Origin of the sequence: Pusillimonas sp. ANT_WB101, assembly GCF_008369125.1 — a bacterium.
In the GTDB taxonomy this organism is placed as follows: Bacteria; Pseudomonadota; Gammaproteobacteria; order Burkholderiales; family Burkholderiaceae_B; genus Allopusillimonas.
The window spans coordinates 155,158-181,575 of sequence record NZ_VOAY01000006.1 but is presented as its reverse complement, the minus strand read 5'-3'; the positions used below and the strand labels follow the sequence as shown (position 1 = coordinate 181,575).

The following is a 26,418-nucleotide window of genomic DNA, read 5'->3' as shown; positions in this document are numbered from 1 at the left end:
ATGCCAGAGCTTGTCGTGCTCGACACCTGTGTACTTATTTCGAATGTGTTGCGCCAGGGTATTTTGCGACTGGCGGCGCACGGTTGTTTCCGTCCCGTCTGGAGTGAAGTGATTGGTGACGAATGGCGCCGAAACACGGCACGCTTGTGGGGGGTTCCGGCTGACGAGATTGCGGTGCAATGGCAGACGTTGCAGTGTCAGTTTCCCCAGGCGAACTTGGGTGATGTCAGCCAATACAAGCAGGGGCTGGAACGTAGTGACCCCAAAGATTGGCATGTTATTGCAGCAGCCCGCAAGGCGCTGGCCTCATCGCAACACGCCAGGGTTACCATTGTCACTCGCAATATTCGTGATTTCCATCGTGGTGAGCTTTATCACCTGGGCCTAGGCCTGATGGACCCCGACCAGTTTCTGGTGCGCTGCTATGCAGACTATCCGCGTGAGATTACAGAGATGCTCGTTGAAGCGCCCAGCTATCTGGTAACGCCAGAACGTGGGCCTGAGCCACTGCAAAGCATATTAAAGCGCGAGAGCCTGTTCCGTCTGAACAAACTCTGTGTGGCTGTGCAATGAGAACCGGGGTTGCCTTATCGGTCATGTCTTCCTGCCTGTTTGCACTGCTGTTTTTTTATACAACAGTGCTGCACCCGATGAGTGGTCTTCAGGTCTTTGCATGGCGCATCGCTTTGGGTTTGCCGGCTCTGGCGCTTATCATTACGCGGGGCAGGGGGTGGGGCCAGGTTAATGCCATTGTGCAGCGTCTGCGGCGTGAGCCACGGCTGTGGTTATTGTTGCTGGCCAGCGCAGTGTTGGTGGGGGTGCAACTGTGGCTGTTTGTCTGGGCGCCTTTACACCAGAGAGCACTGGACGTCTCCATGGGGTATTTTCTGCTGCCTATCTCCATGGTGCTGGTAGGGCGTGTTGTTTACAAAGAGCGGCTGAGCAGGATGCAGAATCTGGCTGTCTGGCTGGCTGTAGTTGGTGTGGCACACGAGTTAGGACGTACAGGAGCCTTCTCCTGGGTGACCACACTCGTTATGTTGGGCTATCCCCCTTACTTCATCCTGCGACGTGAGCTACACGAAAGCTCACTGGGTCTGCTGTGGTTTGACATGCTGTTTCTTATGCCGATTGCCCTGGTGGTGCTTATGCTGCCGGAAAATGGCATGTCGGCCTTCGAGCAGTTGTTTGTTTACCCGAGGCTGTTTTTGCTGGTGCCCGTGTTGGGCTTGATCAGCTCAGTGGCTCTGGCGGGCTATCTTTCTGCCGGTCGTCTGCTGCCCTTTGGGTTGTTTGGCATGCTGGGGTACGTGGAGCCCATTATGCTGTTCTGGGTGTCGGTATTGCTGCTCAATGAGCCCGTGCCAGCCGCTGCGTTGTTTACGTACATGCCCATATGGCTGGCCGTGGTGCTGATCGCGGGAGAAGGCGGGTACAAGTGGCTAAAAGATAGTCAAAGCAAAAAGCCCATAGCCTGCCCCGAGCGTACGATGAAAAATGCTGTTGAAGCCACTGGGGCTTCCAGCACAGTAAGCGATAAGCAAGAAAATTCGTGACGGCCTCGGCTCATTAAAACTGACTTTTCAATACCCCAATCCTCAATACCTAAATACTCCAATACATCAATACCTCGAAGCGTCAGTGTGTTGGAGCGTCGATGAACAGGTGAACCGCTACACAGCGTACGGTGAGCGGGTGGCCAGAGCGAGCCCAGTCATAATAAGCAAATAGAATAAAAACCCGAAGACGTCGTGTGACGCGTTCGGGCTGAGGCATTATGTGAGTGCTTGAGGGCCTACGCTGTTCAGCACTGTATTTTGCTTTATTTTGCCGACAACAGACCGCCTGGAGCGGCCTGTTTGGGAAGCTAACCGGTTGTTATTCGCGGTTGCCGAAAATACCCAGCAGCATGAGCAGGTTGGCAAAAATGTTGTACACGTCGAGGTATACAGCCAACGTGGCGGTGACGTAATTGGTTTCGCCACCGTTGATCACGCGTTGCAGGTCAACCAACAGCAGTGCTGAGAATATGCCGATAGCCATGACCGAAATGGTGATCATGAGCGCAGGCATTTGAAAGAACATATTGGCGAGCGAGGCAACAATAAGCAGGACAACCCCAATGAACAAGAATTTGTGCATGGTGGAGAAGTCACGCTTGCTGGTGCTGGCTACGCTGGCCATGGCGCCAAATACGATGGCTGTGCCGCCGAAGGCCATCATGATGAGCTGCGAACCATTGGCCAAGCCCATGACATGCCCGAGCAGACGCGACAGCATGATGCCCATGAAGAAGGTAAAGGCGAGTAGCAAGGCAACGCCCAGCGAGCTGTTTTTGTTGCGCTCGATGAGATACATAAGGCCAAATGCGCCAATAAGGAAAACTATGGTGCTGGTACCCGGGCTGGCGCCCATAACCTGATTAATACCACTGTAAAGCCCCACCATGGCGCCCAGTACTGTAGGTACCAGTGATAAGGCCAGCAGCCAGTAGGTATTGCGCATGACACGGTTGCGGGCCTCTTGCGTGACGGTACCGTAACCGCTTTGAATAGAGGGTGATGAACGAAAGTCGGCCATTTAGATGTCCCTTGTGTAATAAATACTATGGTGCGAGATTAACTTACAAATAGCTGAACATGCAAGCAGAAGCAGCACTTAATTAAGACTGTTTTCACTTGGTAAGGTTCCGTGTTTGGGTGCCGACATGTCAACGTTTTGTCTTTCCTGCGCCACGACTCGACACATCGTGGGCATGCAGATCGTGGCCAGCGTCCTGATATTGTCGCCAACGTTCGCGTGCTGCACGCTTGTCTTCGTCGTGGCTGGAAACAATTTCTAGTATGCGCTCAAACTGCTCGACGTGCGGCGGAATCTTCAGGTCGAGATTAAGCAGCCAGCATCCGGGCCGGTTGAGCAAAGCCTGGTCAGTAATGGCCTGGGCCAGCAGGATGGGGGTTTGCACAGCCAGTGGGTCGTCAGCCATGACGTGAGGAACAAACGCTGTCGCACTATACCCCCACAACAGCCGGTCAAACTTGGCCAGCCTTGCTGCATCTTGGGTATAGACAAGCAGCAGGCGCCCTGCAGCATACTGCTTGCCTGCTACCTCACAGGCCATGCGCAGCCTGTCGGCTGCGCCAAAGGCGAAATCAATGCGTGACATTATGTCGTAACGCCCGCCACGGCATGCATGCCGTGGCGAGGAGGGTAAGCGTAAACGATTCGAGCCATTAGTCGTTTCAGGCCTGTGCGATCAGGTAATTGACCAGTAACGGAACAGGGCGGCCCGTTGCCCCTTTTTGCTTGCCACTATTCCAGGCTGTACCCGCAATGTCGAGGTGAGCCCAGGCGTAGTTTTGTGTGAAGCGCGACAAGAAACATGCTGCGGTGACGGCCCCTGCATCGCGTCCGCCTATATTGGCAATATCGGCAAAGTTGGATTGCAGCTGTTTCTGGTAGGCATCTTCTAGTGGCATGCGCCATGCCGGGTCGTTGGTTTCGCGACCCGCCTGGAGCAGGCTTTGGGCCAGTGCATCGTCTGTGCTGAACAGCCCGGTGTTGACATGTCCCAGGGCAATGACGCAGGCACCGGTCAGCGTAGCCATATCAATGACGGCAGCGGGTTTGAATCGTTCGGCATAGGTGAGGGCGTCACACAGCACCAGCCTGCCTTCGGCGTCGGTGTTAAGGATTTCTATGGTTTGCCCCGACATACTTGTGACGATATCGCCGGGCTTGTTGGCGCGCCCGCTGGGCAGGTTTTCGCAGGCTGCAATCAGGCCAATGACCTCACGACCAAGCTCGAGTTCGGCAATGGCGCGCATGGTACCCAGTACGCTTGCTGCCCCGCACATGTCGTATTTCATTTCGTCCATGGCGGCTGCGGGCTTGATGGAGATGCCGCCAGCGTCAAAGGTAATGCCCTTGCCAACCAGTACGATGGGTGCTTTGTCTTTGCGCTGGGCGGCTGTCATGCCGGCCGGCGTGTGCGTGAGCACGATGAAGGCAGGTGGTTCGTATGAGCCGCGAGCCACAGACAGGAACGAACCCATCTTGAGTGCTTCAATGCGTTTCTGGTCGAGCACCTCGGCCTTTAGCGTTTTGAATTCGCGGGCAAGCTTTTTGGCGGTATTGCCCAGATAGGTGGGGGTGCAGACGTTGGGCGGCAGGTCGCCCAGCAGTCGGGTGAGGCTCATGCCATTACCGATGGCCCGCCCTTCACGCAAACCTTTCTGTGCTTCGGCAGCGTCGGCACGGGCAACCGCCAGCGCGATTTTTTTGAGTTTGGGGGCTGGGTCTTGCGGTTTGCCAAATGTTTCGGTGTAACGGTATACGGCAGAAAGCGCGGCAGATGCCGCTGCTCGGGCGCGTTCGTGCAGGCTGGAGCCCGGACACTCTATGGAAGCCAGTGTTGTAACGCCCTCGGCAAGAGACGCGTCGGCGCAGTATCGGGCAAAGGCAAACTCGGCGTTTACATGTGCAGCAGGCTTGTAGGCGTTTTTCTTGCCAAGACCGATTAAAATAACCCGTACTGCCATAACGCCTTCAAGGTTGCGTAATACCAGGTGGGTATCAGGCTTGGCCTTAAATTCTGTTTTCAGCACGGCGCGCAGGGCGCCGCCGGCTGCCCGGTCGATGATATCGGCCGCGGCGCTCAATTCGCCGTCGGCAAATACGCCTACTGCCAGGGCCGCTGTCTTGATTTGATGCAAGGAAGCCGTTGTCTGTGTGCTAAATTCCATTCAAATTTCCCGATAAGTGTCTAATAGGATGCTTACGATTATTACGCATATTCTCTCATGTCACTATTCAAACGTTCTGTTGTATCCGAAATAACGAGTCACGCTGGTGTCGTGTTCTCGACGTTGGTGGTCGTTTGGCTTAGTGTTTTGCTGGTTCGCCTGCTGGGCGAGGCAGCCAATGGCTCGATTGGTGCAGACATTGTTTTCGGCCTTGCGGCCTTTTCCAGTATTACAGCATTACCCGTGATTCTGTCAGTTTCGCTGTTTATTGCGGTGCTCACTACGGTCACCAGAAGCTATCGCGAATCCGAAATGGTTGTGTGGTTTGTCAGTGGCTTGTCGCTCAAAGACTGGATTGTTCCGATACTGCGCTGTGCCGTGCCGGTGTCTGTGTTAATTGCCATGCTAACCCTGTTTGCCTCGCCATGGGCTTACAGGCAAATTGACGAATATCGCCAGCGGTACGAGCAGCGCTCTGATCTGTCCAAGGTAACTGCAGGGCAGTTTATCGAAACGCAGGGCGGTGACCGCGTGTTTTTTGCCGAAGCACCCAGCGCGCCCGGTGAAGAACTGGGTCGCATTATTGCCCGAGTTATTGATCCAGAGTGGCATAGCGTGATTACGGCAGAAAGTGCCCATATCCAGACTGAAAAAAACGGTGATCGGTTTCTGGTGCTTACTTCAGGCCATCGTTATGATCTGAAGCCGGGCAAATCCGATTTTCGGCTGTTTGATTTTGAACGCTACGGCTTCAGGCTCGAAAGCAAATCTGACAGTACATCGCTGGAGGCGGTTCGCCGTGAGGCCGAAGGCAAGATAAAGGGCAGGCCCACTGCACAGTTGGTCGCTGACGATACTGACCGTGCGCGCGCGCAGTTTATGTGGCGGCTGGCCCTACCTCTTGCTGCGCTAAACCTTGCGCTACTGGCGATACCACTTGGTGCCGTAAACCCGCGGCTGGGTCGTTCAGGTGATTTCCTGCTGGCAGGCCTGGTTGGCTTGCTGTACATGAATCTTATCAATCTGTCCAAGGGCTGGATCAGCAATGGCCAGCTCGATTTCGGCGTGGGGCTGTGGCTGGTGCATGCCCTGTTTCTGGCGTTGATGATGTATATGATGTGGCGCAGGTTGCGCGTGAAAGCGCCCAAAAAACCCAGCCCTCCTGCTACAGCGTAAGGACGGCGAGCGGTCGTGGTGCATACAGTAGCTTAGGGCGTGGGTGTAACAGCCTCCCCCTGGCCCGTCTGCTAAAGCGTAAGGGCAGCACGCAGCTGCGATTGCATGTGGCGGCTTAGCTTGCCCGGTATGCCGCTAGCGCGACCAGGGCCCAGGCTATCAAAAATGCCAGGCCGCCTATGGGCGTAACGGCGCCCAGCCATTTGATTTGGCTGAGCACCAGTGTGTAAAGGCTGCCACTGAAAATGATAATACCGGCAAACATAAAAATGCCTGCATAGCTTAGCAGTGGCGAGCCAAAACGCGCACCCAATGCCGCCAGCGCCAGCATCCCCAACCCATGCACCAGCTGGTACAAAACAGCTGTTTGCCATACAGACATCATGGAGGGGTCAATAACGCGTTTTAGGCCGTGGGCACCGAAGGCGCCGGCGGCAACGCCCGTGAGCAGCACAAGACTGCCGGTAATAACAAGAAGACGATCGCTCATGAAGAATTCCTAAGGTTGCTGTGCACACTGGGGCGGCCATGCCTGCATGGTGGCGCAAAGCCGGGCGGACCCGGCGCTGATGCTGACCTGGTGGCGGGTAGTACCTGATTGCAAGAGCCCTGCGCAAGCGCTACTTTACCAGCGGTAGCCGTTGATCCGGGTGCTATCATCAACGCAAGGGTTCCAGAAACGGCTGATGATGTACAGCCGCGCCGGCGGCATGAGAGGTGCACAATGAACTGGGCAACGCATGAGGTCACCAATCAGGTACCTGATCTGGTTGACTACAATCTCTACGACAGTGACCAGGCGCTGCGCCAAGGTGTAGCGCGAGAAGGCGGCGGCGCACATGACGCGTCGCTTCTGGCCTACGGCGCCAAGCTGGGCGAGGCCGCCAGTTTTGCCCTGGCCTGCGACGCCAACAACTACAAACCCCAACTTGAACAATTCGACAGACGGGGGTGTCGCGTCGACCGTGTGCATTTTCATCCAGCCTGGTGCCACTTCATGCGACAGGCGTTTCGCCAGGGTATGCATTGCAGTGCCTGGGAAGGCAACCAGATGCGCCCTTCATTGTTCTCTGGTGTGGCTGATTTTGCTGCAGGCGGCCAGGTGGCGCGGGCGGCGGCCTATTTGATGCACGGGCAGGTCGAAGCAGGGTCACTCTGCCCGATTACGATGACGTCAGCGGCTATTCCGGTGCTTTGCAATGAACCCTGGTTTGATACCATTGCACCGCGATTGTTTTCTCGCGCCTACGACGATCGGGACATGCCGCTTGCAGGCAAAACATCAATGATGATTGGCATGGGCATGACAGAAAAGCAGGGGGGCTCTGACCTGCGCAGCAACACGACGCAGGCCAGGCCGGAAGGTGCAGGCGGTCGTGGCCAACCTTATGGTCTGGTGGGGCATAAATGGTTTTTTTCTTCTCCCACGTCTGATGCGCATCTGGTGCTGGCCAGGGCCGAAGAGGGGTTCTCGTGCTTTTACGTGCCCCGGTGGCTGGCTGATGGGCATCGCAACGCCATTTGCTTGCAACGGCTCAAGAACAAGCTTGGTAACGCCTCGAACGCCAGTGCCGAGGTCGAGTTCCAGAATGCGACCGGGTGGCTGGTGGGCGAGCCTGGCCGGGGCATCGCCACCCTCGTCGAGATGGCCTCGTTTACGCGTCTTGATTGCGTGCTGGGCAGTGCAGCCTTGCAACGCCAGGCGCTGGTTCAGGCGCTACACCACGCGCGACATCGCAAAGCGTTTGGCGAGCTCTTGATCAATCAGCCCCTTATGCAAAGTGTGCTTGTGGATCTGGCGCTTGAAAGCGAGGCAGCCACCATACTGGCCTTGAGATTGGCGCGGACGCTGGATGCGGTGCGAGGCCCCTCCGCAAGCCGATGGCACGAGGATCAGGCACCGCGCCACCAACCTAGCCAAACCATAGGTGATGGCACAGATAGCCCTTCTGGCACGCTTAACCCGGCGGGTGTTATTGCTGCAACGCCGCTTGATCAAGCCTTTGTACGCATTCTGACACCCGCTGCCAAGTTCTGGGTGTGCAAGCGGGGTATCGAAATGGCCGCCGAATGCATGGAGGTGCTGGGGGGTAACGGCTATATTGAAGAAGGCCCACTGGCACGCCTATACCGTGAGACGCCGGTTAACTCAATCTGGGAAGGGTCTGGCAACGTGATGTGTCTTGATGTTTTGCGCGCCATGGAGCGTGAGCCGGAGCTTGCCGATGCACTGTTGTCGTGGCTGCGGCAGCAATGTCTTGATGATGCGCTGCTACGCCAGTCGGTGAACGACCTGCGTGCCTTGTGTGACACAAAAGGTGCCAGTCGGCAGCGGGCCGCCCGACGCATTGCCCAGGATCTGGTGCTGTTGACGCAAGCCGCGCTGTTGCGCGCCCACGCACCGCAAGCGGTGACTGATGCATTTGTCAGCACGCGTTTCGGCAGAGCGGGGCGGGTGTTTGGTGCGATCGGGACGCCACTCGAGGCAGAAACCATACTCGGGCGGGCCTTCAACACCCTATAATCAGTGCCGGCCGCACTGAATGGCCTGACATTTGCGGTAACCCGGGGAAGATGTGAACAGATTGTTGAATACTACGCTGCGCCGCGCCCTTAACGCTCTGATGTCCCGTCGCAGGGGGCGTATTCTGGCGGCGGTGGTGTTTGCCGCCGTCGCCGTGGGTGCTGCGGTATGGCCGCCCGATCAGGCCAGCAATCAGGTATCTGGCCAAACGTCCAAACAGGCATCCAGTCAAACCTCTGAGCGTGGCGCTCCGTCTGCTTCTCACGTAACGGCACCTGGCGGTGGTTTTGTGCTCGAAGGCCGCGTTGTGCATGTGGCAGATGGCGATACCTTTACCGTGCAGGTTGGTTCTGAGCAGCGTCGCATACGCCTGGCCAGCATTGATGCTCCCGAAACACAAAAAGACGCACAGCGGCGCGGTCAACCCTATGCGAATGCATCCGGCGATGCACTGGCCAGTCTGGTGTCAGGCAAAACGCTGACCCTGCGTTGCTATGAAGAAGACCGCTACGAGCGCAGCATTTGCGACGTCATGCTGGCAGATGGAAGCACCGCCAATCAGAAACAGGTGGCGGCAGGCATGGCCTGGGCCAATATGGAGGGCAAGGGCAAGTTTATGCGTGATCCCGCCCTGCCCAAGCTTGAAGAACAGGCGCGCCAGGCCCGTCGTGGTCTGTGGCGTGACAATGACCCGGTGCGCCCTTGGGTTTGGCGCTACCAATGCTGGCAGCAGCAAAGGTGTTAGTTATGCTGCTACGATTTCTGCTGATGACAATACTGCTTGCCGCAATGGCAGGGTGTTCTCGTGTGCCGGTCAACAGCCCATATGCCACGCAAGAGCTTGATCAAAACGTGCTGCATACCGCATTTACCCAACGATCGCCCAAGTATCTGGACCCGGCCAGCTCGTATTCCACCGACGAAACCCCCTTTACCTACAACATTTACGAACCGCTTTACGGATATCACTATCTCGAGCGACCCTATCGCTTGGTGCCAAGGGCAGCCGCAGACGTTGTGCAGCCGGTTTATTACGACGCTCAGGGGCAGCGCCTGCCTGACGATGCACCTGGTGAGCAGGTTGCCGTCAGTGTGTATGACATTGCGCTAAAGCCTGGCATTCTTTACGCGCCGCATCCGGCGTTTGCACGTGATGATGCCGGCGCCTATCGTTACTGGCCTCTGAAGCCAGGGCAGTTAGAAGGCAAGTTCGGCCTTAATGATTTCAAGCATACTGGCACGCGTGAACTGGTGGCGGGCGACTATGTCTACGCATTCCGTCGCCTGGCAAGCCCTAGGGTGGTATCGCCTATCTACGGCATCATGGCTGAACATATTGTGGGCATGCGTGAGTATGGCGACACGCTCAAGCAGCATGATGAGGCCTACCGTGCCCAGAACGGGGCACAACCGAAAGGCTGGCTTGATCTGCGCCAGTCCGGGTTCGATGGCGTGCAGGCGCTTGATGACCATACCCTGCGAATCAAGGTGCTGGGCAAGTATCCGCAGTTTAAATACTGGCTGGCCATGACGTTTACCGCGCCCATCCCGTGGGAAGCTGATCGGTTTTATCATCAGCCTGACATGGATGCGCATGATTTATCGCTTAATACCTGGCCGGCGGGTACCGGCCCCTACATGCTGGTTCAGTCTATTAAAAACCGCCGCCATGTGCTGGAACGCAATCCTAATTTCAGAGGAGAGCCATACCCTTGCGAGGGTACGCCAGCTGACCGCGAGGCGGGGTTGCTGGACGATTGCGGCAAGCTCACGCCATTTATTGACCGTATCGAGTTTTCCCTTGAAAAGGAAAGCGTGCCACTAATGGGCAAGTTTCTTCAGGGCTACTATGATTTGCCGCAGGCCGACCGCGGTGACTACGGTGTGGCCATGCAGGTGGCAGCCGGTGACTCGGAAGAAAAAGCCGAGTTGTACAAAGACCATGGCCTGCAGTTGCTCAGCGCGACCGAGGCGCAAATGTATTATTTTGGCTTCAACTGGCTGGATCCGGTCGTGGGGGCTGGCGACACGCCGCAACAAGCCGAAAAAAACCGCAAGCTGCGACAGGCCATTAGCATTGCCTATAATTGGGAACAATATGTGGCCATTTTCGAAAACGAGCAGGCTCAGGTTGCCTATGGCCCTGTACCGCCAGGTGTGCTGGGTTACCAGCCTTTACCTGAAGGGTTAAACCCTGAGGTGTACCGGCTCGAAGACGGGCGGGCCGTCAGGCGTTCGCTGGATGACGCCCGTCAGTTGCTCAAAGAGGCGGGTTACCCGGAAGGGCGCGACGCCCAGACCGGGCGCCCGCTTATTCTGTACTTTGACTCCATGGGGGGCATGGGCTCCAGCGCTACGCTCGACTGGATGCGGCGCCAGTTGGCGGCCATCGATATTCAGCTTGAGGTTCGCGCCACAGACTACAACCGGTTCCAGGAAAAAATGCGCAATGGCGCCGCGCAAATGTATTTATGGGGATGGGTGGCTGATTACCCGGATGCAGAGAACTTTCTTTTCTTGTTATACGGGCCTAATTCCAAGGTTAAAAATGGAGGGGAAAATGCCTCCAATTACAGTAACCCCGAATTTGACCGCCTGTTCGAGAAAATGCGGTTTCTGGATGACGGCCCTGAAAAAGAGGCGCTGGTGCACCAGATGGTGCATATCGTGCAGCGTGACGCACCGTGGATGTTTGGTTATTTTCCGAAATCGGGTGGTGCCTATCAGGCCTGGGTGAAAAACGCCAAGCCTACGCAAATGGTGCGCAATACGCTGCAGTACTACCGTATTGAGCCAGCGTTGCGCGCTGAAAAAATAAAGCTGTGGAATGTGCCCGTATGGTGGCCTTTATGGTTGCTGCTGGCCTTGCTGGTACTGGGTGGCGTTCTGGCATGGCGCGTGGCGCGCCGCCGCGAGATGGCCACGGCGCTTATCAACACCGACACAAGGAGCCAACCATGATGCGCTATGTGGTCCGGCGGCTTATCTATGGGGTACTCATCCTCATAGGGGTCAATTTATTGACGTTTGTGCTGTTTTTTGCTGTCAATACTCCTGACGACATGGCGAGGCTGGCCATTGGCGGGCAGCGGGTCAGCGAAACCGCGATCGAACGATGGAAGACCGAGCGCGGTTACGACAAACCCCTGTTTTACAACACACAGGCCAAGGGTACGGCGCATTGGACTGACACCATTTTTTACTCCCGGTCTGTGCCGCTGCTGCGTTTTGACTTTGGGTTTTCCGACGAAGGCCGCGACATTGGTCATGAGATCAAAACGCGCATGGTACCTAGTCTGGCGCTGGCGATACCTACGTTTGTGCTGGGGCTTGCCGTGTGCATTTCGTTTGCCTTGATGCTGGTGTTTTTCAAGGGCACGCGTATTGATTTTGCGGGGGTAGTACTGTGCGTGGTGCTGCTTTCAATTTCTGGCCTGTTTTACATTATTGCCGGGCAGTGGCTGTTCGCCAAACTGCTGCGATGGGTGCCTTATTCTGGCTTTGTCGATGGATGGAACAGTGTGCGCTTCCTGGTGCTGCCGGTGTTGGTGGGTATTTTGTCCAGCCTGGGCGGGCAGGCCCGCTTTTACCGCACGCTGTTTCTTGAGGAAGCGGGCAAAGACTATGTGCGTACTGCGCGTGCCAAAGGCCTTCCAGAGCGGATAGTGTTGTTTCGCCATATTCTGCGTAATGCCATGCTGCCTATTCTGACGGGTACCGTGTCTGCCATTCCACTCTTGTTCATGGGCAGTCTTATTTCTGAATCATTTTTTGGCATTCCCGGTCTGGGCAGTTACACCATTGATGCAATCAACGCACAAGATTTTTCAGTGGTGCGCGCCATGGTGTTTCTGGGGTCGGCCCTGTATATCCTGGGGCTGATTCTTGCCGATATTTCTTATACGCTGGCTGACCCTCGCGTACGGTTCGAATAGCCATGCCAAAACTCGTCTTTCTCTGGACCGATGTTTTTGTTTATCTGCTGACGGCGGGCGTGCTGCTGTATGCTTGGCGTGTTCGCTCCAGCCCCTCGCTGCGTCTGGCGTGGAAGAGTGTGTCACGTACGCCTTCCGCCATGTGCGCAGGCGTAGTTATTATCTGCTTTGCCTTGATAGGCCTTCTGGACTCCATTCACTACCGGCCATTATTGCCGCCGCTGGCAGTAACCGCGACAGCAGGCACCGCGCATGCGGCTGCGCCTGAGCCGGGGGCGACCAACGTGAATAGTGCTGAGCAAAAAGTGGCCGACTCGGCCCAAGGCGCTTCAAAAGCCCAACCCGACGCGGCGGGGCCGGTGTATTCACCCGTTATGCGCTCGGTCCTGGATGATGTATTGTCGTTAAGCCAGTTGGCCAGCCGCGAAAAAACCTACTCGTCGCCCTTGGCCATTCGCCAGTTCACCAAAGAAACCGAAATTATCGATGGCCATCCTTTGCGCGATTATCCACGCCTCAAGTATGCCGGGCAGGGGGTTGAGGATGGCGCTGCGCATGACCGCGATGTGCGCGTTCGCCTGCTGCGTGGGCTGGCCTACGGCGTTGCGGCCGCGCTTGTCACAGCGGCATTGTTGACGTTGCGCTACTGGCGGCCTGGGCGAAGGGTTGCCACTGCCTGGTCTGTGTGGTGGCGGGGTGAAACCGGCACACCATGGCGACCCATGTGGATTACCTTCAGTATTTTGTGTGTACTGGTGGCGGTCGCCCTGACGCTCAGTGCTAACTATCATGTACTGGGCACAGACCGCACGGGCAATGATGTGCTCTGGATGAGTTTAAAGAGCGTGCGCACCGCGCTGGTCATTGGCACGCTCACTACGCTGGCCATGCTGCCGCCCGCCTTGATTTTCGGCATTGCCGCAGGCTATTTCAAAGGCAGAATCGACGACGTCATCCAATACATATACACCACACTCACTTCCATACCGGGCATTTTGCTGATCGCCGCCTGCGTATTGATGATGCAGGTATACATCGACAATAACCCCAATATGTTTGACACCGTGGCCTCACGTGCCGATCTGCGATTGTTTCTGCTGTGCATGATTCTCGGGCTTACAGGCTGGTCAGGGCTGTGTCGCCTGCTGCGTGCTGAAACACTCAAGCTGCGCGAGCTTGAATACATACAGGCGGCGCAGGCCTTTGGCGTGGGGCACTGGCGCATCATGGCGCGCCATCTCTTGCCCAATCTTATGCATATTGTGCTGATTACGTTGGTACTCGAGTTCTCGGGGCTGGTGCTGTATGAAGCCGTGCTTTCATATCTGGGTATAGGCGTGGACCCCAGCACCCCCTCGTTCGGCACCATGATTGACATGGCCAGGGTAGAAATGTCGCGCGACCCCATGATCTGGTGGAATCTGCTGGGCGCGTTTACGTTTTTGCTGGCGCTGGTGCTTGCCGCCAATCTGTTTGCCGATGCGGTGCAAAGCGCGTTCGATCCTCGCATGCGCCGGTTTCGGCCAATACCTCCGGCCCTTACTGGCACCCGGGCAAAACGCAAGAGCCGTATAGCGATAAAGGACTCGGCACCATGATGAGCGTAGTCAACCACCTTGTTTGCCCGAGCGCTGGTGTTTCAGGAGGAGCAGGCCGATGAGTGTTTCTTCTTCTAATACCGTACAAACGGGTGGGCATAACCGCGTTCTCACGGTCACGGGGCTGGCCGTGCAGATTGCTGGTGAGGCAGGCGTCAACCAGGCCGTAAAGTCGCTGCAGCTGGCTATCTCTCGTGGTGAAACCTTTGCGCTGGTTGGTGAGTCGGGCTGTGGCAAGAGCATGACGGCGCTGGCGCTTTTGCGCCTGTTGCCAGAGGCAGGGCGTATTGCTGCCGGCAATATATATTTGGGCGATGTCGAGCTAAACACCTTGTCTGAGCAGCGCATGCGCGCCATCCGCGGCGGGCAAATCGGCATTATCTTTCAGGAGCCATCAACCAGCCTGAACCCGGTCATGACGATAGGGCAGCAAATGGCAGAAACCTTGCGCGTCCACACCACCTATCGCGGCAAGGCGCTGGCTGAGCGTGCAGGGTGGTGGCTGGACCGGGTTGGTATTCCGGATGCGGTTAACCGCCTTAATGATTACCCATTCCAGTTTTCGGGCGGACAAAAGCAGCGCATCATGATTGCGATCGCCCTGGCGGCAGAGCCCAGGCTGCTGATCGCCGATGAGCCTACCACGGCGCTGGATGTGACGGTACAGGCGCAGATACTTGATTTACTTGCCAGCATCCAGAAGGAAATGGGGCTGGCAATTTTGCTCATTACCCATGATCTGGCGGTGGTCAAAAACGTGGCTGATTATGTCGCACTCATGCGTGATGGTGAAATACTCGAAACCGTGGATGCCGCCACGTTTTTTGCATCGCCCAAACACCCTTATGCACGCCAGCTGCTCGCCGCCATTCCTACCTTTGCCAAACGCGGACGGCCACTTTCGGCCCCACCTGACGTAGCAGCGCAAAGCGCGGGCAATGGCGTCTCTGGTCGAGGCGCAGCCGACACCAGCCAGGTTGATGCAATACTCAATAGGGTAGATGAAAAATCAGCGGCGTTGTCGGACAATGATTTGGCCGACGTTGCACGGCTTAGCAAAGCAGCGGCTTCCATTACCGGTAAGCCTTTGCTGGTGGTTGAAGGCCTTTCAGTCAGTTACGTGAAAAAGCGACGTTTCTGGTCTGCCGGCGATACAGCGGTTGATATCGTCAAAAACGTGTCGTTTGAGTTGCGCGAGGGCGAGACACTGGCGCTGCTGGGCGAATCAGGCTGTGGCAAAACGACGACCGCCAAGGCGTTGTTGCGCCTATTGGATAAACAGGCGGTGGTTCGTGGTTCGGCCAAGTTTGATGGTGACGATATATTGACCGCCAGGCGCAGCGTGTTGCAGCGTCTACGGCGATCGGTGCAGATTGTGTTTCAAGACCCCTATGCCTCATTGGATCCCCGTATGCTTGTGGGTGATATTCTTGGTGAAGGCCTGGCTGCTCTGCATCCTGAACGCTCCCGCACCAAGCGCAGCAACCAGATCCGCGAGTTGCTCGACAGAGTCGGTCTGCCCAGAGATACGGTAAATCGCTACCCGCATGAGTTCTCGGGTGGACAGCGCCAGCGCATTGCCATTGCCCGTGCGCTGGCGGTAAACCCCAGAGTTCTCATCTGCGATGAGCCTACGTCGGCGCTGGATGTATCGGTGCAGGCGCAAATTCTAGACTTATTACAAACGCTGCAGGCTGAATTCCGTATTGCCTATTTGTTCATTACGCATAATTTTGGCGTGGTGGAGTATCTGGCCGACCGCATCGCCATCATGCATCAAGGCAGTATTATTGAGATCGGCACAGCCAGCACGGTTCTGGAGTCGCCAAAGCATGCTGAAACCCAGCGCTTGCTTGATGCCGTCCCGCGTATTTGAGTCGCCATCTGGGCTTATACTGAGTGTGATAAGGCCGTGGCACACATGTGCGTAAGGCCTTGATTTTGGGCCAAATGCCCACATATAGGCATTATGACTCTTAAAGTTTACGATCTTCAGTGCGACCAGGGCCACGTGTTTGAAGGCTGGTTTCGCTCTGATGACAATTACGAAGCACAGCGCGCGCGCGGTCTGCTTGTCTGTCCTGTATGCGAAAGCAGCAAGGTAGACAAAAAGCTGTCAGCGCCGCGGCTCAATGTCAGCCATATCCGGCGCGAGGCGGCTGGCACGTCAGCGTCGTCTCATTCGACCTCTGTGGCTAACAACGCGACTTCTGATACCGCCCATTCCGGCAGTTCACATGAGGCGGGCGCGGTCGCCGTTGCAGCCAGCGCCCAGATGGCACAGCTACAGGCCGAGATGTTCAGGCAAATTCGCAAGGTAATCCGCAATACCGAAAACGTAGGTGTGCGCTTTGCTGATGAGGCGCGACGCATGCACGAGGGCGAAGCCCCTGAGCGCGCCATCCGGGGTGTAGCTACTGCCGAAGAGCGCGAGGCCCTTGTGTCTGAAGGGATTGCGGTCATGCCCATCCCTGACTTTCTTGACGACGAGCGCTTGCAGTAACTGCAGTTGCTAAAGCCGTGCTTTTATGGAGTCGCCAAGCCAACGGTTATACAGGCCTGTATGGTTGCGGCCGCGACGGCTTGAGTGCAGGGCTAGGGGCGCGCGCAGTCGCGCCAGGAAGGCGCCGGGGCGCGTTTAATCATGGCTTTTGAAACCCTATGCGTAAAAAAACCTTCGCCGCATGCGCTAACCCTGAATGGCTGGATTAATACCCAGCTTGGGCGTGCTTATGCGGCGAAGGTTTTTTTGGCTGAGGCCCTTGATGCAAGGGCCGGGCCAGTATTACATGACGCGGCTGCGGTATTCGCCCGTACGCGTGTCGATCTCTATTTTGTCGCCAATATTGCAGAACAGAGGTACAGAAATTTCGGTACCTGTGCTGAGTTTTGCCGGCTTGAGTACCTTGCCCGAGGTGTCGCCCTTGACGGCAGGCTCGGTGTAATCAATTTGGCGCACCACAATAGTGGGTAGCTCGAGTGAAATGGCACGGCCTTCGTAGAAGACGACTTCGACCTGCATGCCTTCTTCGAGGTAGTTGAGCGTGTCGCCCATGCTTTCGGCTTCGACTTCATACTGGTTGTACTCTTCGTCCATGAAGACATACATGGGGTCCGCAAAGTATGAGTACGTGCACTCTTTTTTGTCGAGCACCACGATTTCAAATTTTTCGTCGGCTTTGTATACCGACTCGCTGCCCGAAGCGGTGAGCAGGTTTTTGAATTTGAGTTTAACGACGGCCGAATTACGGCCAGACTTGTTGAGTTCTGCCTTCAGCACCACCAGTGGGTCGTTGCCGACCATGATGACGTTGCCGACACGCAGTTCTTGTGCGGTTTTCATAGGTTTTTAATACTCCGGGGGTTGCTTGCTCCGCCAGATAACGTCGCGGGCCGGAGCATGGCTTGCAAAGCCTGACATTTTATCCTTTTCAGGGCTCTTTCGCTTTGGTAGTGTGTTTTAGGCAAAAATCCACCAATGAAGTGACAAGATCAGGCTGACTGGCCAGGGTGTCAGACCAGCGAGCGCTTTGGGCTTTCCAGGTGTTCCAGTGGTTGCCATGCAGGGCCTGAGTCATTGTCGGCTGAAAGCCGGCGGCGTTGCCGTCGTTCCACTGCTTGTTAGCCTGCTGCACCATCTCTGAAAACGGTGAGCACGCCAGCCAGGCATTAAGCTTGAGCAGGTGTACATCGTCATCTTGCGGGTAAATATGCCAGAGCAGCGGCTTGCCGGCCCATAGCGCCCGTACCAGCGAGTCTTCCCCGCGTATGCAGTTCAGGTCGCAGCTCCATAGCAGCCGGTCAAAGCCTTGCTGGCTGACGAAGGGTATTTCTTGTACGGTGACATTTTCGTGTTGGCCGCGTACCAGGCCGGGGCTAACACCAGCCGGCACCAGAACGACGGCGCTGTGACCGCTAGCCTGCAAGGCGGCGAGTAATTGGCTGGCGGGGGCGTGGGCATAGCAAAACAGCATAACCAGCAACGCGCCAGCATTGACGGCCTCAATCGCGGTGGAAGCTACCCGTAGATTGCGCAGCAGGTCGGTTCGAGCCTGTGGGGTGGCCTGCCATGCAGCGCGTTCTTCAGCAAGGCCGTTTTCGCGTAAGAGGCCGCCAGTGCCTGGTGTGAAGCCTGGAAAGAAAAACGCTTTGCGCACGCCGCTGGCCTGCAGGGATGGCAATGCGTGAAACGATTCAACCCAAGGTTCGGCACTAAGGTATTCGAGATTAATCCACAGGCTGCCAGCCTGCGCCATTTTTTGAATAAAATCAGCGGGCGGGTCGCAGGCAAATGCTTCGATGACGACCTGTTTCGGCTCGGGCAATGGCATATGCGCAACCCAACGCAGCACCTGTACGCAACTTATGGTTTGCTGCGCTAAGTTTGTGCTTACGGAAGGCTCGATGCGGGCAAAGCTATGCAAGTCATCGACCCATAGCCTTACGTCATGGTGGTGCGCCAGTTGGCGGGCCAGACGCCAGCACACGCCGATATCGCCGAAGTTGTCGATGACCCGGCAGAAAATGTCGAATGAAAGCCGGCGTGACATGCGTGCAGACTAATGAAACTGAATGGGGTCGAGGTCGGTTTCTTCAGGAAGCTCGGGGTGTAGCATTTCGCCCAGCGGGTTGGGAAAGTAGGGCGCGCCACAGTCGTCGCAGAACTCGACGGAATACAGGCCTGGCAACCGGCGTACGTCACTAATGCCCAGTTCTTTAAGCAGAGCCGCGATTTCATCAGGCATGTCGATGTCGCCGCTTTCCATGCCATCACTGGCGGCTTCTTCTTTGCTGAGCACAGGCCAAATGCACCCGTAGATGACTTCGTTGCTGTTGCGGGTGCTGAAACCAACGCGATACTCTTCGGTAACGCTTTCACCGCAGGCCGCGATGACCGCACGCAGTTCGGTACCAGGTACCTGAATGGCATTTTGCAGCCAGGTTACCGCAGCCTTGAGCGCCAGTGGTCGTATACGCCGATCTGCTTCACGGCTATTTATATAATAGGCATCAGGTTGCAGATACTCGACCTGGCAGCCGGTAAATGTGGTGGCCAAAATATGGCTGACAGCTTTGATCCAGTGGTCGCGGCAGCTTTCACGGCTTGGGTAGCTGTCGTCGCTCTGACGTGCTTGCCACTGAAACAAGGGCTGCCCACGCGGAACAGTTATAACGCCAACCAAAAAGCGTGCGTCAGCCAGCATGCCATCACTTTCGCCATGGTCGCGCAGCGCGCAGGGCTCTGTCGCTTGCCCGAGGGCCTCGAGGGCAAGACGCTGGGTCCAGACGCGGGTTTCTTGAAATGTTTGTGGCATTTGGTCAAAGCTGACCAGCGCCGGGATGATGGCGAGCTTGGCTCCCGGGGCGGCAATGTGCTTATGCAGCGCGTTGCTCAGTGCTTCACGCTGGCCTTTTACCAGCTTGATGCCAGGCAGCTGATAACGTGTCCAGGCGACCAGCGGTGCAGAAAAAAGCAAGGCGTCATGTTCAACACCGTCCAGGTTTACCGAGGTGGATTCAGACTGCGTTTCTGCCTGCTCAACCAGAATTTCATACGCGCCCGAGTCGGTAGCGATGAGATGATCAAGCGTATTTTCAATGGTTTTGTTCTTTCTGCCGAGCAGGAGCTTGTCGAGAACAAGGTTTAACTCGTGTTCCCAATAGTCATCTTCCAGGCGACTGCCTGAACGTGACAAAGCGGTCGTAAGCAAAAGCAGACGTTGTGCAACTTTGGAAAGGCGGGAAGCAGAGGGTGCAGACATACCGGAGACATAATGCGGGTGGGTGAATGTGTAGTGTACCCTCGATCGTCAGGGACGATGTGGGTCGATATACAACAAACCCCGCCGGGGCGGGGTTTGTTGCTGAGCGAAACTTCGCTTAGATGCCTACGGAATCGGCAATTTCCTTGAATTCTTCGATTTGGTCGAAGTTCATGTAGCGGTAGATCTGGTCGCTGCTGGCATCAAGAATGCCCATGTCGGCCAGATACTCTTGGCGCGTGGGGATGCGGCCCAGGCGTGAGCAGATGGCGGCCAGCTCGGCAGATCCCAGAAACACGTTGGCGTTTTTGCCAAGTCGGTTGGGAAAGTTGCGTGTGCTGGTGGACATGACGGTAGCGCCTTCGCGTACCTGTGCCTGGTTACCCATGCACAGCGAGCAGCCGGGCATTTCCATGCGTGCGCCCGCAGTACCCAACACACCGTAGTGGCCTTCTTCGCTAAGCTGCTTGGCGTCCATTTTGGTGGGCGGGGCCACCCACAATTTGGTGGGTATGTCGCGTTTGCCTTCGAGCAGCTTGGAAGCGGCGCGGAAGTGGCCGATATTGGTCATGCAGCTACCGATGAACACCTCATCGATGACGGTACCGGCAACATCGGACAAGGTCTTGACGTCGTCGGGGTCGTTGGGGCAGGCAACAATAGGCTCGATGATCTCGTCCATGTTGATTTCGATGACGGCTGCGTATTCGGCGTCGGCATCGGATTCAAGCAATTGCGGATCTGCCAGCCATGCTTCCATGGCTTTGATGCGACGTGCCAGGCTGCGTTCGTCTTCGTAGCCGTTGGCGATCATCCATTTGAGCAGCGTAATGTTGCTGTTGATGTACTCGATGATGGGTTCTTTGTTCAGGCGCACTGTGCAACCTGCTGCAGAACGTTCGGCTGAAGCGTCGGTGAGTTCGAAAGCCTGTTCGATTTTGAGATTGGGCAGGCCTTCGATTTCGAGAATACGCCCCGAGAAAATGTTTTTCTTGCCTTGTGTTTCGACGGTAAGCAAGTCATTTTTGATGGCGTACAGCGGAATGGCGTTGACCAGATCGCGCAGGGTAACGCCAGGCTGCAACTTGCCCTTGAACCGCACCAAGACTGATTCAGGCATGTCAAGTGGCATAACGCCCGTGGCAGCAGCAAAAGCGACCAGACCGGATCCGGCAGGAAAACTGATGCCAATGGGGAAACGGGTGTGCGAGTCACCGCCGGTGCCGACGGTGTCAGGCAGCAGCATGCGGTTGAGCCAGGAGTGAATAATGCCGTCGCCGGGGCGCAGGGACACGCCGCCACGAGTACTGATGAAATTGGGCAGTTCGTGGTGCGTTTTGACGTCTACAGGCTTGGGGTAGGCGGCAGTGTGGCAGAACGACTGCATGACCAGATCGGCCGAGAAGCCCAGGCAGGCCAGATCTTTGAGCTCGTCACGCGTCATGGGGCCGGTGGTGTCCTGGCTGCCCACAGAGGTCATGCGGGGCTCGCAGTAGGTGCCGGGGCGCACGCCCTTGCCTTCGGGCAAGCCGCAGGCACGGCCGACCATTTTCTGGGCCAGTGTGTAACCCTTGTTGGTTTCGGCAGGGTTATGGGGCAGGCGGAATAGGTCAGAGGTTGGCAGACCCAGCGCTTCGCGTGCCTTGGCGGTGAGGCCGCGACCGATAATAAGTGGAATACGGCCACCGGCGCGAGCTTCGTCAAACAGCACTTCTGATTTGACCTGGAACTCGGCGACGACTTTGCCGTCTTTGAGCGCTTTGCCTTCGTACGGGCGCAACTCGATGACGTCACCCATTTCCATTTGTGAAACGTCAAGTTCAATAGGCAGGGCGCCAGCGTCTTCCATGGTGTTGTAGAAGATCGGGGCGATTTTGTTGCCCAGGCATACGCCGCCAAACCGTTTGTTGGGCACGTAGGGGATGTCTTGACCGGTGTGCCACAGTACAGAGTTGGTGGCCGATTTGCGTGAGGAGCCAGTACCAACCACGTCGCCCACATAGGCAACCAGATGGCCTTTTTCTTTGAGGCTTTGTATGAATTTGATGGGGCCGATCTTGCCCGGCTCTTCGGGCTGGATGCCCGGACGCGGGTTTTTGAGCATGGCCAGCGCGTGCAGCGGAATGTCGGGGCGGCTCCAGGCATCAGGGGCAGGCGACAGATCGTCAGTGTTGGTTTCGCCGCTAACTTTGAAAACGGTGAGTGTCAGGCTTTCAGGGACTTGGGGGCGGCTGGTGAACCATTCGGCATCAGCCCAGCTTTGCAGTATTTCGCTGGCGTATTTGTTGCCATTGTCGGCTTTTTCTTTGATGTCGTGGAAGGCATCGAAAACCAGCAGTGTTTTCTTGAGTGCCTCGGCGGCGACAGGTGCCAGCGTTTCGTTATCGAGCAATTCGATAAGTGGGCTGATGTTGTAGCCCCCAAGCATGGTGCCCAGCAGTTCGGTGGCGTGCTTTGGATCAATGAGGGCACAGGTTTCTTTGCCCAGGGTGATGGCGGCAAGATACGAGGCCTTGACTTTAGCGGCGTCGTCTACGCCTGCGGGCACACGGTGGGTGAACAGGTCGACCAGGAATTGTTCTTCGCCTGCCGGGGGAGCTTTGAGCAGTTCAATGAGCTCGGCGGTTTGTTGGGCGGTAAGAGGAAGGGGAGGGATGCCTGACGCGGCACGTTCGGCCACATGTTGGCGATAGGATTCAAGCATGGTGCATGCCCTTTATCGATGAATGGTAAGAGTATGTTTTATGTGACTATTGTAGAAGCAAATGGTGCGCTGAAGCAAATGTCTTATATCTTATATAAGACATAAGATTCGTATGTGTTGTACGCGCACCAAGATGCCGGCGTCACATCAGAAAATGACCCGTCGTCAGCTGGATTGGCCTTGCCGCTGAGGTTGCCGATACGTGTGCAATCAGGGCCCGTCTGGCAGGCTGTGCTGCCACTTAGGGCCGGGCTTAGAGCACCAGCGCTTTGTATTCAGGGTGGCGCTCGATGTATGTGGCGACGTATGAACACATGGGGCGCACTTTGAGGGCCTGCTCTGTTGCGGTTTCGAGCGCTGCGCGGGTGAGGTCGCCGGCGATACCCCGGCCGCCCACGGCTTCGGGCACACCCGTGTGGGTAATGGTCATGACGCCGTTCTGCAGATCATAGTCTTGTACAGAGAGCATGCCGTCTTCGGTCCATTCGAAACGGCTTTGGGCGACGTTGTGCTGTATAGCGCGACTCATAGTGGTTAATCCTTGAGGTGTTCGTATGGTGTAGTGATTTGAATCTAATGCAGGCGTGCCTGCAGCGCATTGGTCGTGCTGGCCTGGCTGGTGCGCGTGGGTCATGGTGCACCCAGCAGCAACAGCAGTAGCCAGACGGCCAGCATGGCGACTATGCCTATGAAGCAGCCACCCCACAACCCCATAAGTGGCCATTTAATTGCTGTGGGTACTTGGCTGCGTTCCACATGCGGGAGCAGGCGGTTGGCGTGGCCGATGATCCAGAATTGGCTGGACGGAAAGGCCAGCCGTAAAAAATAGTCGAGCAGCATGGCTACCTTGAGCGGCAGCGGGTAACGCTCCCAGGGTTGTCGATCAAGGTAGGGATGACGCAGGGTATTGTTGGTGATCTGGATGCGAAACAGCCAAAGGTATAGCCCGGATACCAGTGTTGTCAGTGCGCAGGCGACCAGCAGCGTAAACAGAAATGGTAGGGCGTAATAAGCGAAATTTATCAGCATAGCCAACTATTTTGCCATAGTTGGCGTGCTGTTTGCATGCTGGATCAGATCACGTACAAATCGACGTACTCATGCACCGGCATGTGTTCAAGTGCAGCCTGATCAAGAGAGGCGTTCAGAATGCATTGTTGCTGACGGACAGGAAAGCGGCGCGCCAGGTTGGTGCGAAATTTTGCCTCAAGCAAGGGGATGCCTTCCTTGCGGCGTCGCATGTGCCCGACAGGGTATTCGCACACGACCTCGTCGAGTTGGCTACCGTCATTGAACTCTACGGTTAGCGCGTTGGCGATGGAGCGTTTGTTGGGGTCGTGATAGTCGGCAGTAAAAGCCGGGTCTTCGACGCACACGATTTTTTCACGCAATGCATCGATACGCGGGTCGGCGGCCACACCGTCTTCGTAATCGGCAGCGGTCAGGCGGCCAAAGATAATGGGTACAGCCACCATGTACTGCACGCAGTGGTCACGGTCGGCAGGGTTATTAAGCGGGCCTTTTTTATCGATGATGCGGATGCAGGCCTCATGAGTACGGATGGTGATCTTCTTGATGTCGGCCGCAGTCTTGCCCTGTGCTTTAAGCAACCCATGGATCTGCATGGCACACTCAATGGCGGTTTGCGAATGAAACTCGGCAGGGTAGGAGATTTTGATGAGAATGTTCTCCATAACATAGCTGCCATAGGGCCGCTGGAACCGAAATGGCTGGCCTTTGAACAGTACGTCATAAAAGCCCCAGGTTTTGGCAGTGAGTACAGAGGGGTAGCCCATTTCTCCGGTGCGAGCCATTAAGGCCAGGCGCACGGCGCGGCTGGTTGCATCGCCGGCCGCCCAGCTCTTGCGACTGCCCGTGTTGGGCGCATGTCGATACGTGCGCAGGCTTTGGCCATCGACCCACGCCAGTGAGATGGCGTTGATGATTTCATCTCGGCTAAGGCCGAGCATGTGCGCCACCACGGCCGTCGATGCAACCTTGACCAGTACGACATGGTCAAGCCCCACCTTGTTAAACGAGTTTTCAAGGGCGATGCAACCCTGGATTTCGTGGGCCTTGATCATGGCGGTGAGCACGTCGCGCATGGTCAGTGGTGGTTTGCCGGCGGCGATGGCAGTGCGTGACAGCCAGTCGGCCATGGCAAGAATGCCGCCGAGATTGTCTGAGGGGTGACCCCATTCTGCGGCCAGCCATGTGTCGTTGAAGTCAAGCCAGCGGATCATGCAGCCAATGTTGAAGGCTGCCTGTACGGGGTCGAGCTGAAATTGTGTGCCGGGCACCTTGGCCCCGTGAGGCACCACGGTGCCCGGTACGACAGGACCCAGCAGCTTGGTGCAGGCAGGGTATTCAAGCGCTTCAAGACCGCAGCCCAGCGTGTCAATCAATACGTTGCGGGCGGTTTCATACGCCACGCTACTATCGATTTTGTCATTGAGCACATAGTCGGCGATGTCAACCAGTACCTGATCGGGTTCGGGACGTACATTGGAAATGGGCGCGGACATAAGAGCTCCTGACGATTATGAAAAGACAACTTTCAGTATATCGCCGGAGCGGCCCACGCCCAAGCTTACCCCTTATGAGCAAGTGGCTGCAGATCCACGCCCAGGCTTACCTCTGATGAGCAAGTGGCTGCAGGTCCACGTCCACGCTTATCCCTGATCAAGAAGTGGCTGTGGATGCATATCCCAACTTATCTCTGATCAGGCAGTGGCTGCAGGCACACGTACCCACCCTTCCATGAGTATGCGTGCGCTGCGGTTCATAATGGCTTTTTTTACTACCCATTCGCCGTTTTCCTGGATGGCTTCGGCACCCACGCGTAAGGTGCCCGAAGGGTGACCGAAGCGTACGGCGCTACGATCGCCGCCGCCCGCCGCGAGGTTGACCAGGGTACCGGGGATGGCAGCCGCTGTACCAATGGCAACTGCCGCCGTGCCCATCATGGCATGATGCAGTTTGCCCATGGAAAGCGCGCGCACCAGCAGATCGATATCATCGGCCTTGACGTGCTTGCCGCTGGAGGCTGTGTACTCGGTCGGCGGAGCCACAAAGGCGACCTTGGGCGTATGCTGGCGTGTGGCAGCTTGGTTAAGGTCGCTGATCAGACCCATGCGCAGCGCGCCGTGTGCCCGGATGGTCTCGAACATGGCCAGTGCCTTGGGGTCGCTGTTAATGGCTTCCTGCAATTCGGTACCGGTGTAGCCAATATCTTGAGCGTTGATAAACACTGTGGGGATGCCGGCATCGATCATGGTGGCCTGTAGCGTACCCACGCCGGGCACTTCCAGCGCGTCGACCAGGTTGCCGGTCGGGAACATCTTGCCGCCCTCACCGTCGTCGTCGGCCGCTGGGTCCAGAAACTCAAGTTGCACTTCGGCCGCCGGGAAGGTTACCCCGTCTAGCTCAAAGTCGCCGGTTTCCTGCACTTCGCCGTTAACGATGGGTACGTGAGCCACGATGGTCTTGCCGATATTGGCCTGCCAGATGCGCACTGTGGCCGTGCCATTTTCGGGAATGCGGGCGGCTGCAATAAAACCGTTGCTGATCGCATAAGGGCCTACAGCGGAAGACAGATTGCCGCAATTGCCGCTCCAGTCAACAAACGGCTTGTCGATGGAAACCTGGCCGAACAGGTAGTCCACGTCGTGATCAGGCTGGGTGCTTGGCGCAATGATGACGGTTTTACTGGTGCTTGAGGTGGCACCACCCATTCCGTCGGTCTGTTTGCCATACGGGTCGGGGCTGCCAATGACTCGCAGCAGCAGTGCATCCCTGGCTGCGCCAGGTTTACGCGCGGCTTCGGGGAGATCTTGCAGTCGGAAGAAAACGCCTTTGCTGGTGCCGCCACGCAGATAAGTGGCAGGTATCTTGACTTGTGGTGGGTGTGTCATGACGATGTTGGGGTTCCTGTGTTGCAGTCGTGTTGCCTTGAAGATGCCCTTGCCTGGATG

At 56.6% G+C, this 26,418-nt stretch carries 22 protein-coding genes; 10 read left to right on the top strand and 12 right to left on the bottom strand.

The features are described from left to right. Positions 1-573 (top strand): PIN domain-containing protein, encoded by a 573-nt coding sequence (locus tag FQ179_RS21685; protein ID WP_149399942.1) that lies wholly within the window; start codon positions 1-3, stop codon positions 571-573. Further along, a complete protein-coding gene (gene rarD, locus FQ179_RS21680; RefSeq protein ID WP_149399756.1) occupies positions 570-1,556 on the top strand; it encodes an EamA family transporter RarD in 987 nt (328 codons plus the stop codon). Before FQ179_RS21685 ends, rarD begins: the two co-directional genes overlap by 4 nt. Positions 1,557-1,878: 322 nt before the next feature. On the opposite strand, the gene FQ179_RS21675 is transcribed toward rarD, so the two are convergent. The 3 genes from FQ179_RS21675 to FQ179_RS21665 all read right to left on the bottom strand — a co-directional run bounded on the left by FQ179_RS21675 (position 1,879) and on the right by FQ179_RS21665 (position 4,745). Next, positions 1,879-2,580, bottom strand: coding sequence for a Bax inhibitor-1/YccA family protein (locus tag FQ179_RS21675; RefSeq protein WP_149399754.1), 702 nt, complete (start codon positions 2,578-2,580; stop codon positions 1,879-1,881). 130 nt (positions 2,581-2,710) lie between these two features. After that, positions 2,711-3,166 carry a DNA polymerase III subunit chi gene (locus tag FQ179_RS21670; protein ID WP_149399753.1) on the bottom strand — a complete coding sequence of 152 codons (456 nt, stop codon included), beginning with the start codon at positions 3,164-3,166 and terminating at the stop codon, positions 2,711-2,713. A 76-nt stretch (positions 3,167-3,242) separates the two neighbouring features. After that, positions 3,243-4,745 (bottom strand): leucyl aminopeptidase, encoded by a 1,503-nt coding sequence (locus FQ179_RS21665; RefSeq protein ID WP_149399751.1) that lies wholly within the window; start codon positions 4,743-4,745, stop codon positions 3,243-3,245. Positions 4,746-4,802: 57 nt separating this feature from the next. Here FQ179_RS21665 and lptF point away from each other — a divergent pair, with 57 nt between their 5' ends. Then, on the top strand, positions 4,803-5,921 hold the full coding sequence (gene lptF, locus FQ179_RS21660) for an LPS export ABC transporter permease LptF (RefSeq protein WP_149399749.1): 1,119 nt from the start codon (positions 4,803-4,805) through the stop codon (positions 5,919-5,921). Positions 5,922-6,036: 115 nt separating this feature from the next. Here lptF and FQ179_RS21655 read toward each other — a convergent pair whose 3' ends face one another. Next, positions 6,037-6,411, bottom strand: a complete 375-nt coding sequence (locus tag FQ179_RS21655; protein WP_149399747.1) for a DUF423 domain-containing protein — start codon at positions 6,409-6,411, stop codon at positions 6,037-6,039. Positions 6,412-6,645: 234 nt separating this feature from the next. Between FQ179_RS21655 and FQ179_RS21650 the strand changes: the two genes are divergently transcribed. The 7 genes from FQ179_RS21650 (at position 6,646) to FQ179_RS21620 (ending at position 16,481) form a co-directional block, all read left to right on the top strand. Further along, entirely contained in the window at positions 6,646-8,445 is a 1,800-nt protein-coding gene (locus FQ179_RS21650; RefSeq protein ID WP_149399745.1) for an acyl-CoA dehydrogenase family protein, read from the top strand. 52 nt (positions 8,446-8,497) lie between these two features. Further along, the gene (locus tag FQ179_RS21645; protein WP_255475102.1) at positions 8,498-9,190 is read left to right on the top strand and encodes a thermonuclease family protein; all 693 of its coding nucleotides are present in this window, start codon (positions 8,498-8,500) and stop codon (positions 9,188-9,190) included. A 2-nt stretch (positions 9,191-9,192) separates the two neighbouring features. Continuing rightward, positions 9,193-11,406: an ABC transporter substrate-binding protein gene (locus tag FQ179_RS21640; RefSeq protein ID WP_255475101.1), complete on the top strand. Its 2,214-nt coding sequence runs from the start codon at positions 9,193-9,195 to the stop codon at positions 11,404-11,406. Then, positions 11,403-12,380: an ABC transporter permease gene (locus tag FQ179_RS21635; RefSeq protein WP_149399742.1), complete on the top strand. Its 978-nt coding sequence runs from the start codon at positions 11,403-11,405 to the stop codon at positions 12,378-12,380. The genes FQ179_RS21640 and FQ179_RS21635 overlap by 4 nt, the downstream gene beginning before the upstream one ends. A 2-nt stretch (positions 12,381-12,382) precedes the next feature. Next, positions 12,383-13,978 carry an ABC transporter permease gene (locus FQ179_RS21630; protein ID WP_149399740.1) on the top strand — a complete coding sequence of 532 codons (1,596 nt, stop codon included), beginning with the start codon at positions 12,383-12,385 and terminating at the stop codon, positions 13,976-13,978. Positions 13,979-14,036: 58 nt separating this feature from the next. Then, positions 14,037-15,854 (top strand): ABC transporter ATP-binding protein, encoded by a 1,818-nt coding sequence (locus FQ179_RS21625; RefSeq protein WP_149399738.1) that lies wholly within the window; start codon positions 14,037-14,039, stop codon positions 15,852-15,854. Positions 15,855-15,947: 93 nt separating this feature from the next. Continuing rightward, positions 15,948-16,481: a DUF1178 family protein gene (locus tag FQ179_RS21620; protein WP_149399736.1), complete on the top strand. Its 534-nt coding sequence runs from the start codon at positions 15,948-15,950 to the stop codon at positions 16,479-16,481. 282 nt (positions 16,482-16,763) lie between these two features. Here the strand turns inward: FQ179_RS21620 and efp are convergent, their stop codons facing one another. The 8 genes from efp to prpF all read right to left on the bottom strand — a co-directional run bounded on the left by efp (position 16,764) and on the right by prpF (position 26,358). Next, positions 16,764-17,321 (bottom strand): elongation factor P, encoded by a 558-nt coding sequence (gene efp, locus FQ179_RS21615; protein ID WP_137238997.1) that lies wholly within the window; start codon positions 17,319-17,321, stop codon positions 16,764-16,766. 88 nt (positions 17,322-17,409) lie between these two features. Then, positions 17,410-18,528 (bottom strand): elongation factor P maturation arginine rhamnosyltransferase EarP, encoded by a 1,119-nt coding sequence (earP, locus tag FQ179_RS21610; RefSeq protein WP_149399734.1) that lies wholly within the window; start codon positions 18,526-18,528, stop codon positions 17,410-17,412. 9 nt (positions 18,529-18,537) lie between these two features. After that, the gene (locus tag FQ179_RS21605) at positions 18,538-19,740 is read right to left on the bottom strand and encodes a DUF2863 family protein (RefSeq protein WP_149399732.1); all 1,203 of its coding nucleotides are present in this window, start codon (positions 19,738-19,740) and stop codon (positions 18,538-18,540) included. A gap of 118 nt (positions 19,741-19,858) precedes the next feature. After that, positions 19,859-22,444: a bifunctional aconitate hydratase 2/2-methylisocitrate dehydratase gene (gene acnB / locus FQ179_RS21600; RefSeq protein ID WP_149399730.1), complete on the bottom strand. Its 2,586-nt coding sequence runs from the start codon at positions 22,442-22,444 to the stop codon at positions 19,859-19,861. Positions 22,445-22,697: 253 nt separating this feature from the next. Next, positions 22,698-22,973 (bottom strand): GNAT family N-acetyltransferase, encoded by a 276-nt coding sequence (locus FQ179_RS21595; RefSeq protein ID WP_149399728.1) that lies wholly within the window; start codon positions 22,971-22,973, stop codon positions 22,698-22,700. Between the two features lie 101 nt (positions 22,974-23,074). After that, a complete protein-coding gene (locus FQ179_RS21590; RefSeq protein WP_149399726.1) occupies positions 23,075-23,473 on the bottom strand; it encodes a hypothetical protein in 399 nt (132 codons plus the stop codon). 44 nt (positions 23,474-23,517) lie between these two features. Next, positions 23,518-24,969 (bottom strand): bifunctional 2-methylcitrate dehydratase/aconitate hydratase, encoded by a 1,452-nt coding sequence (locus FQ179_RS21585; RefSeq protein WP_149399724.1) that lies wholly within the window; start codon positions 24,967-24,969, stop codon positions 23,518-23,520. Between the two features lie 198 nt (positions 24,970-25,167). Continuing rightward, positions 25,168-26,358 (bottom strand): 2-methylaconitate cis-trans isomerase PrpF, encoded by a 1,191-nt coding sequence (prpF, locus tag FQ179_RS21580; RefSeq protein ID WP_149399723.1) that lies wholly within the window; start codon positions 26,356-26,358, stop codon positions 25,168-25,170. Positions 26,359-26,418: the final 60 nt, after the last annotated feature.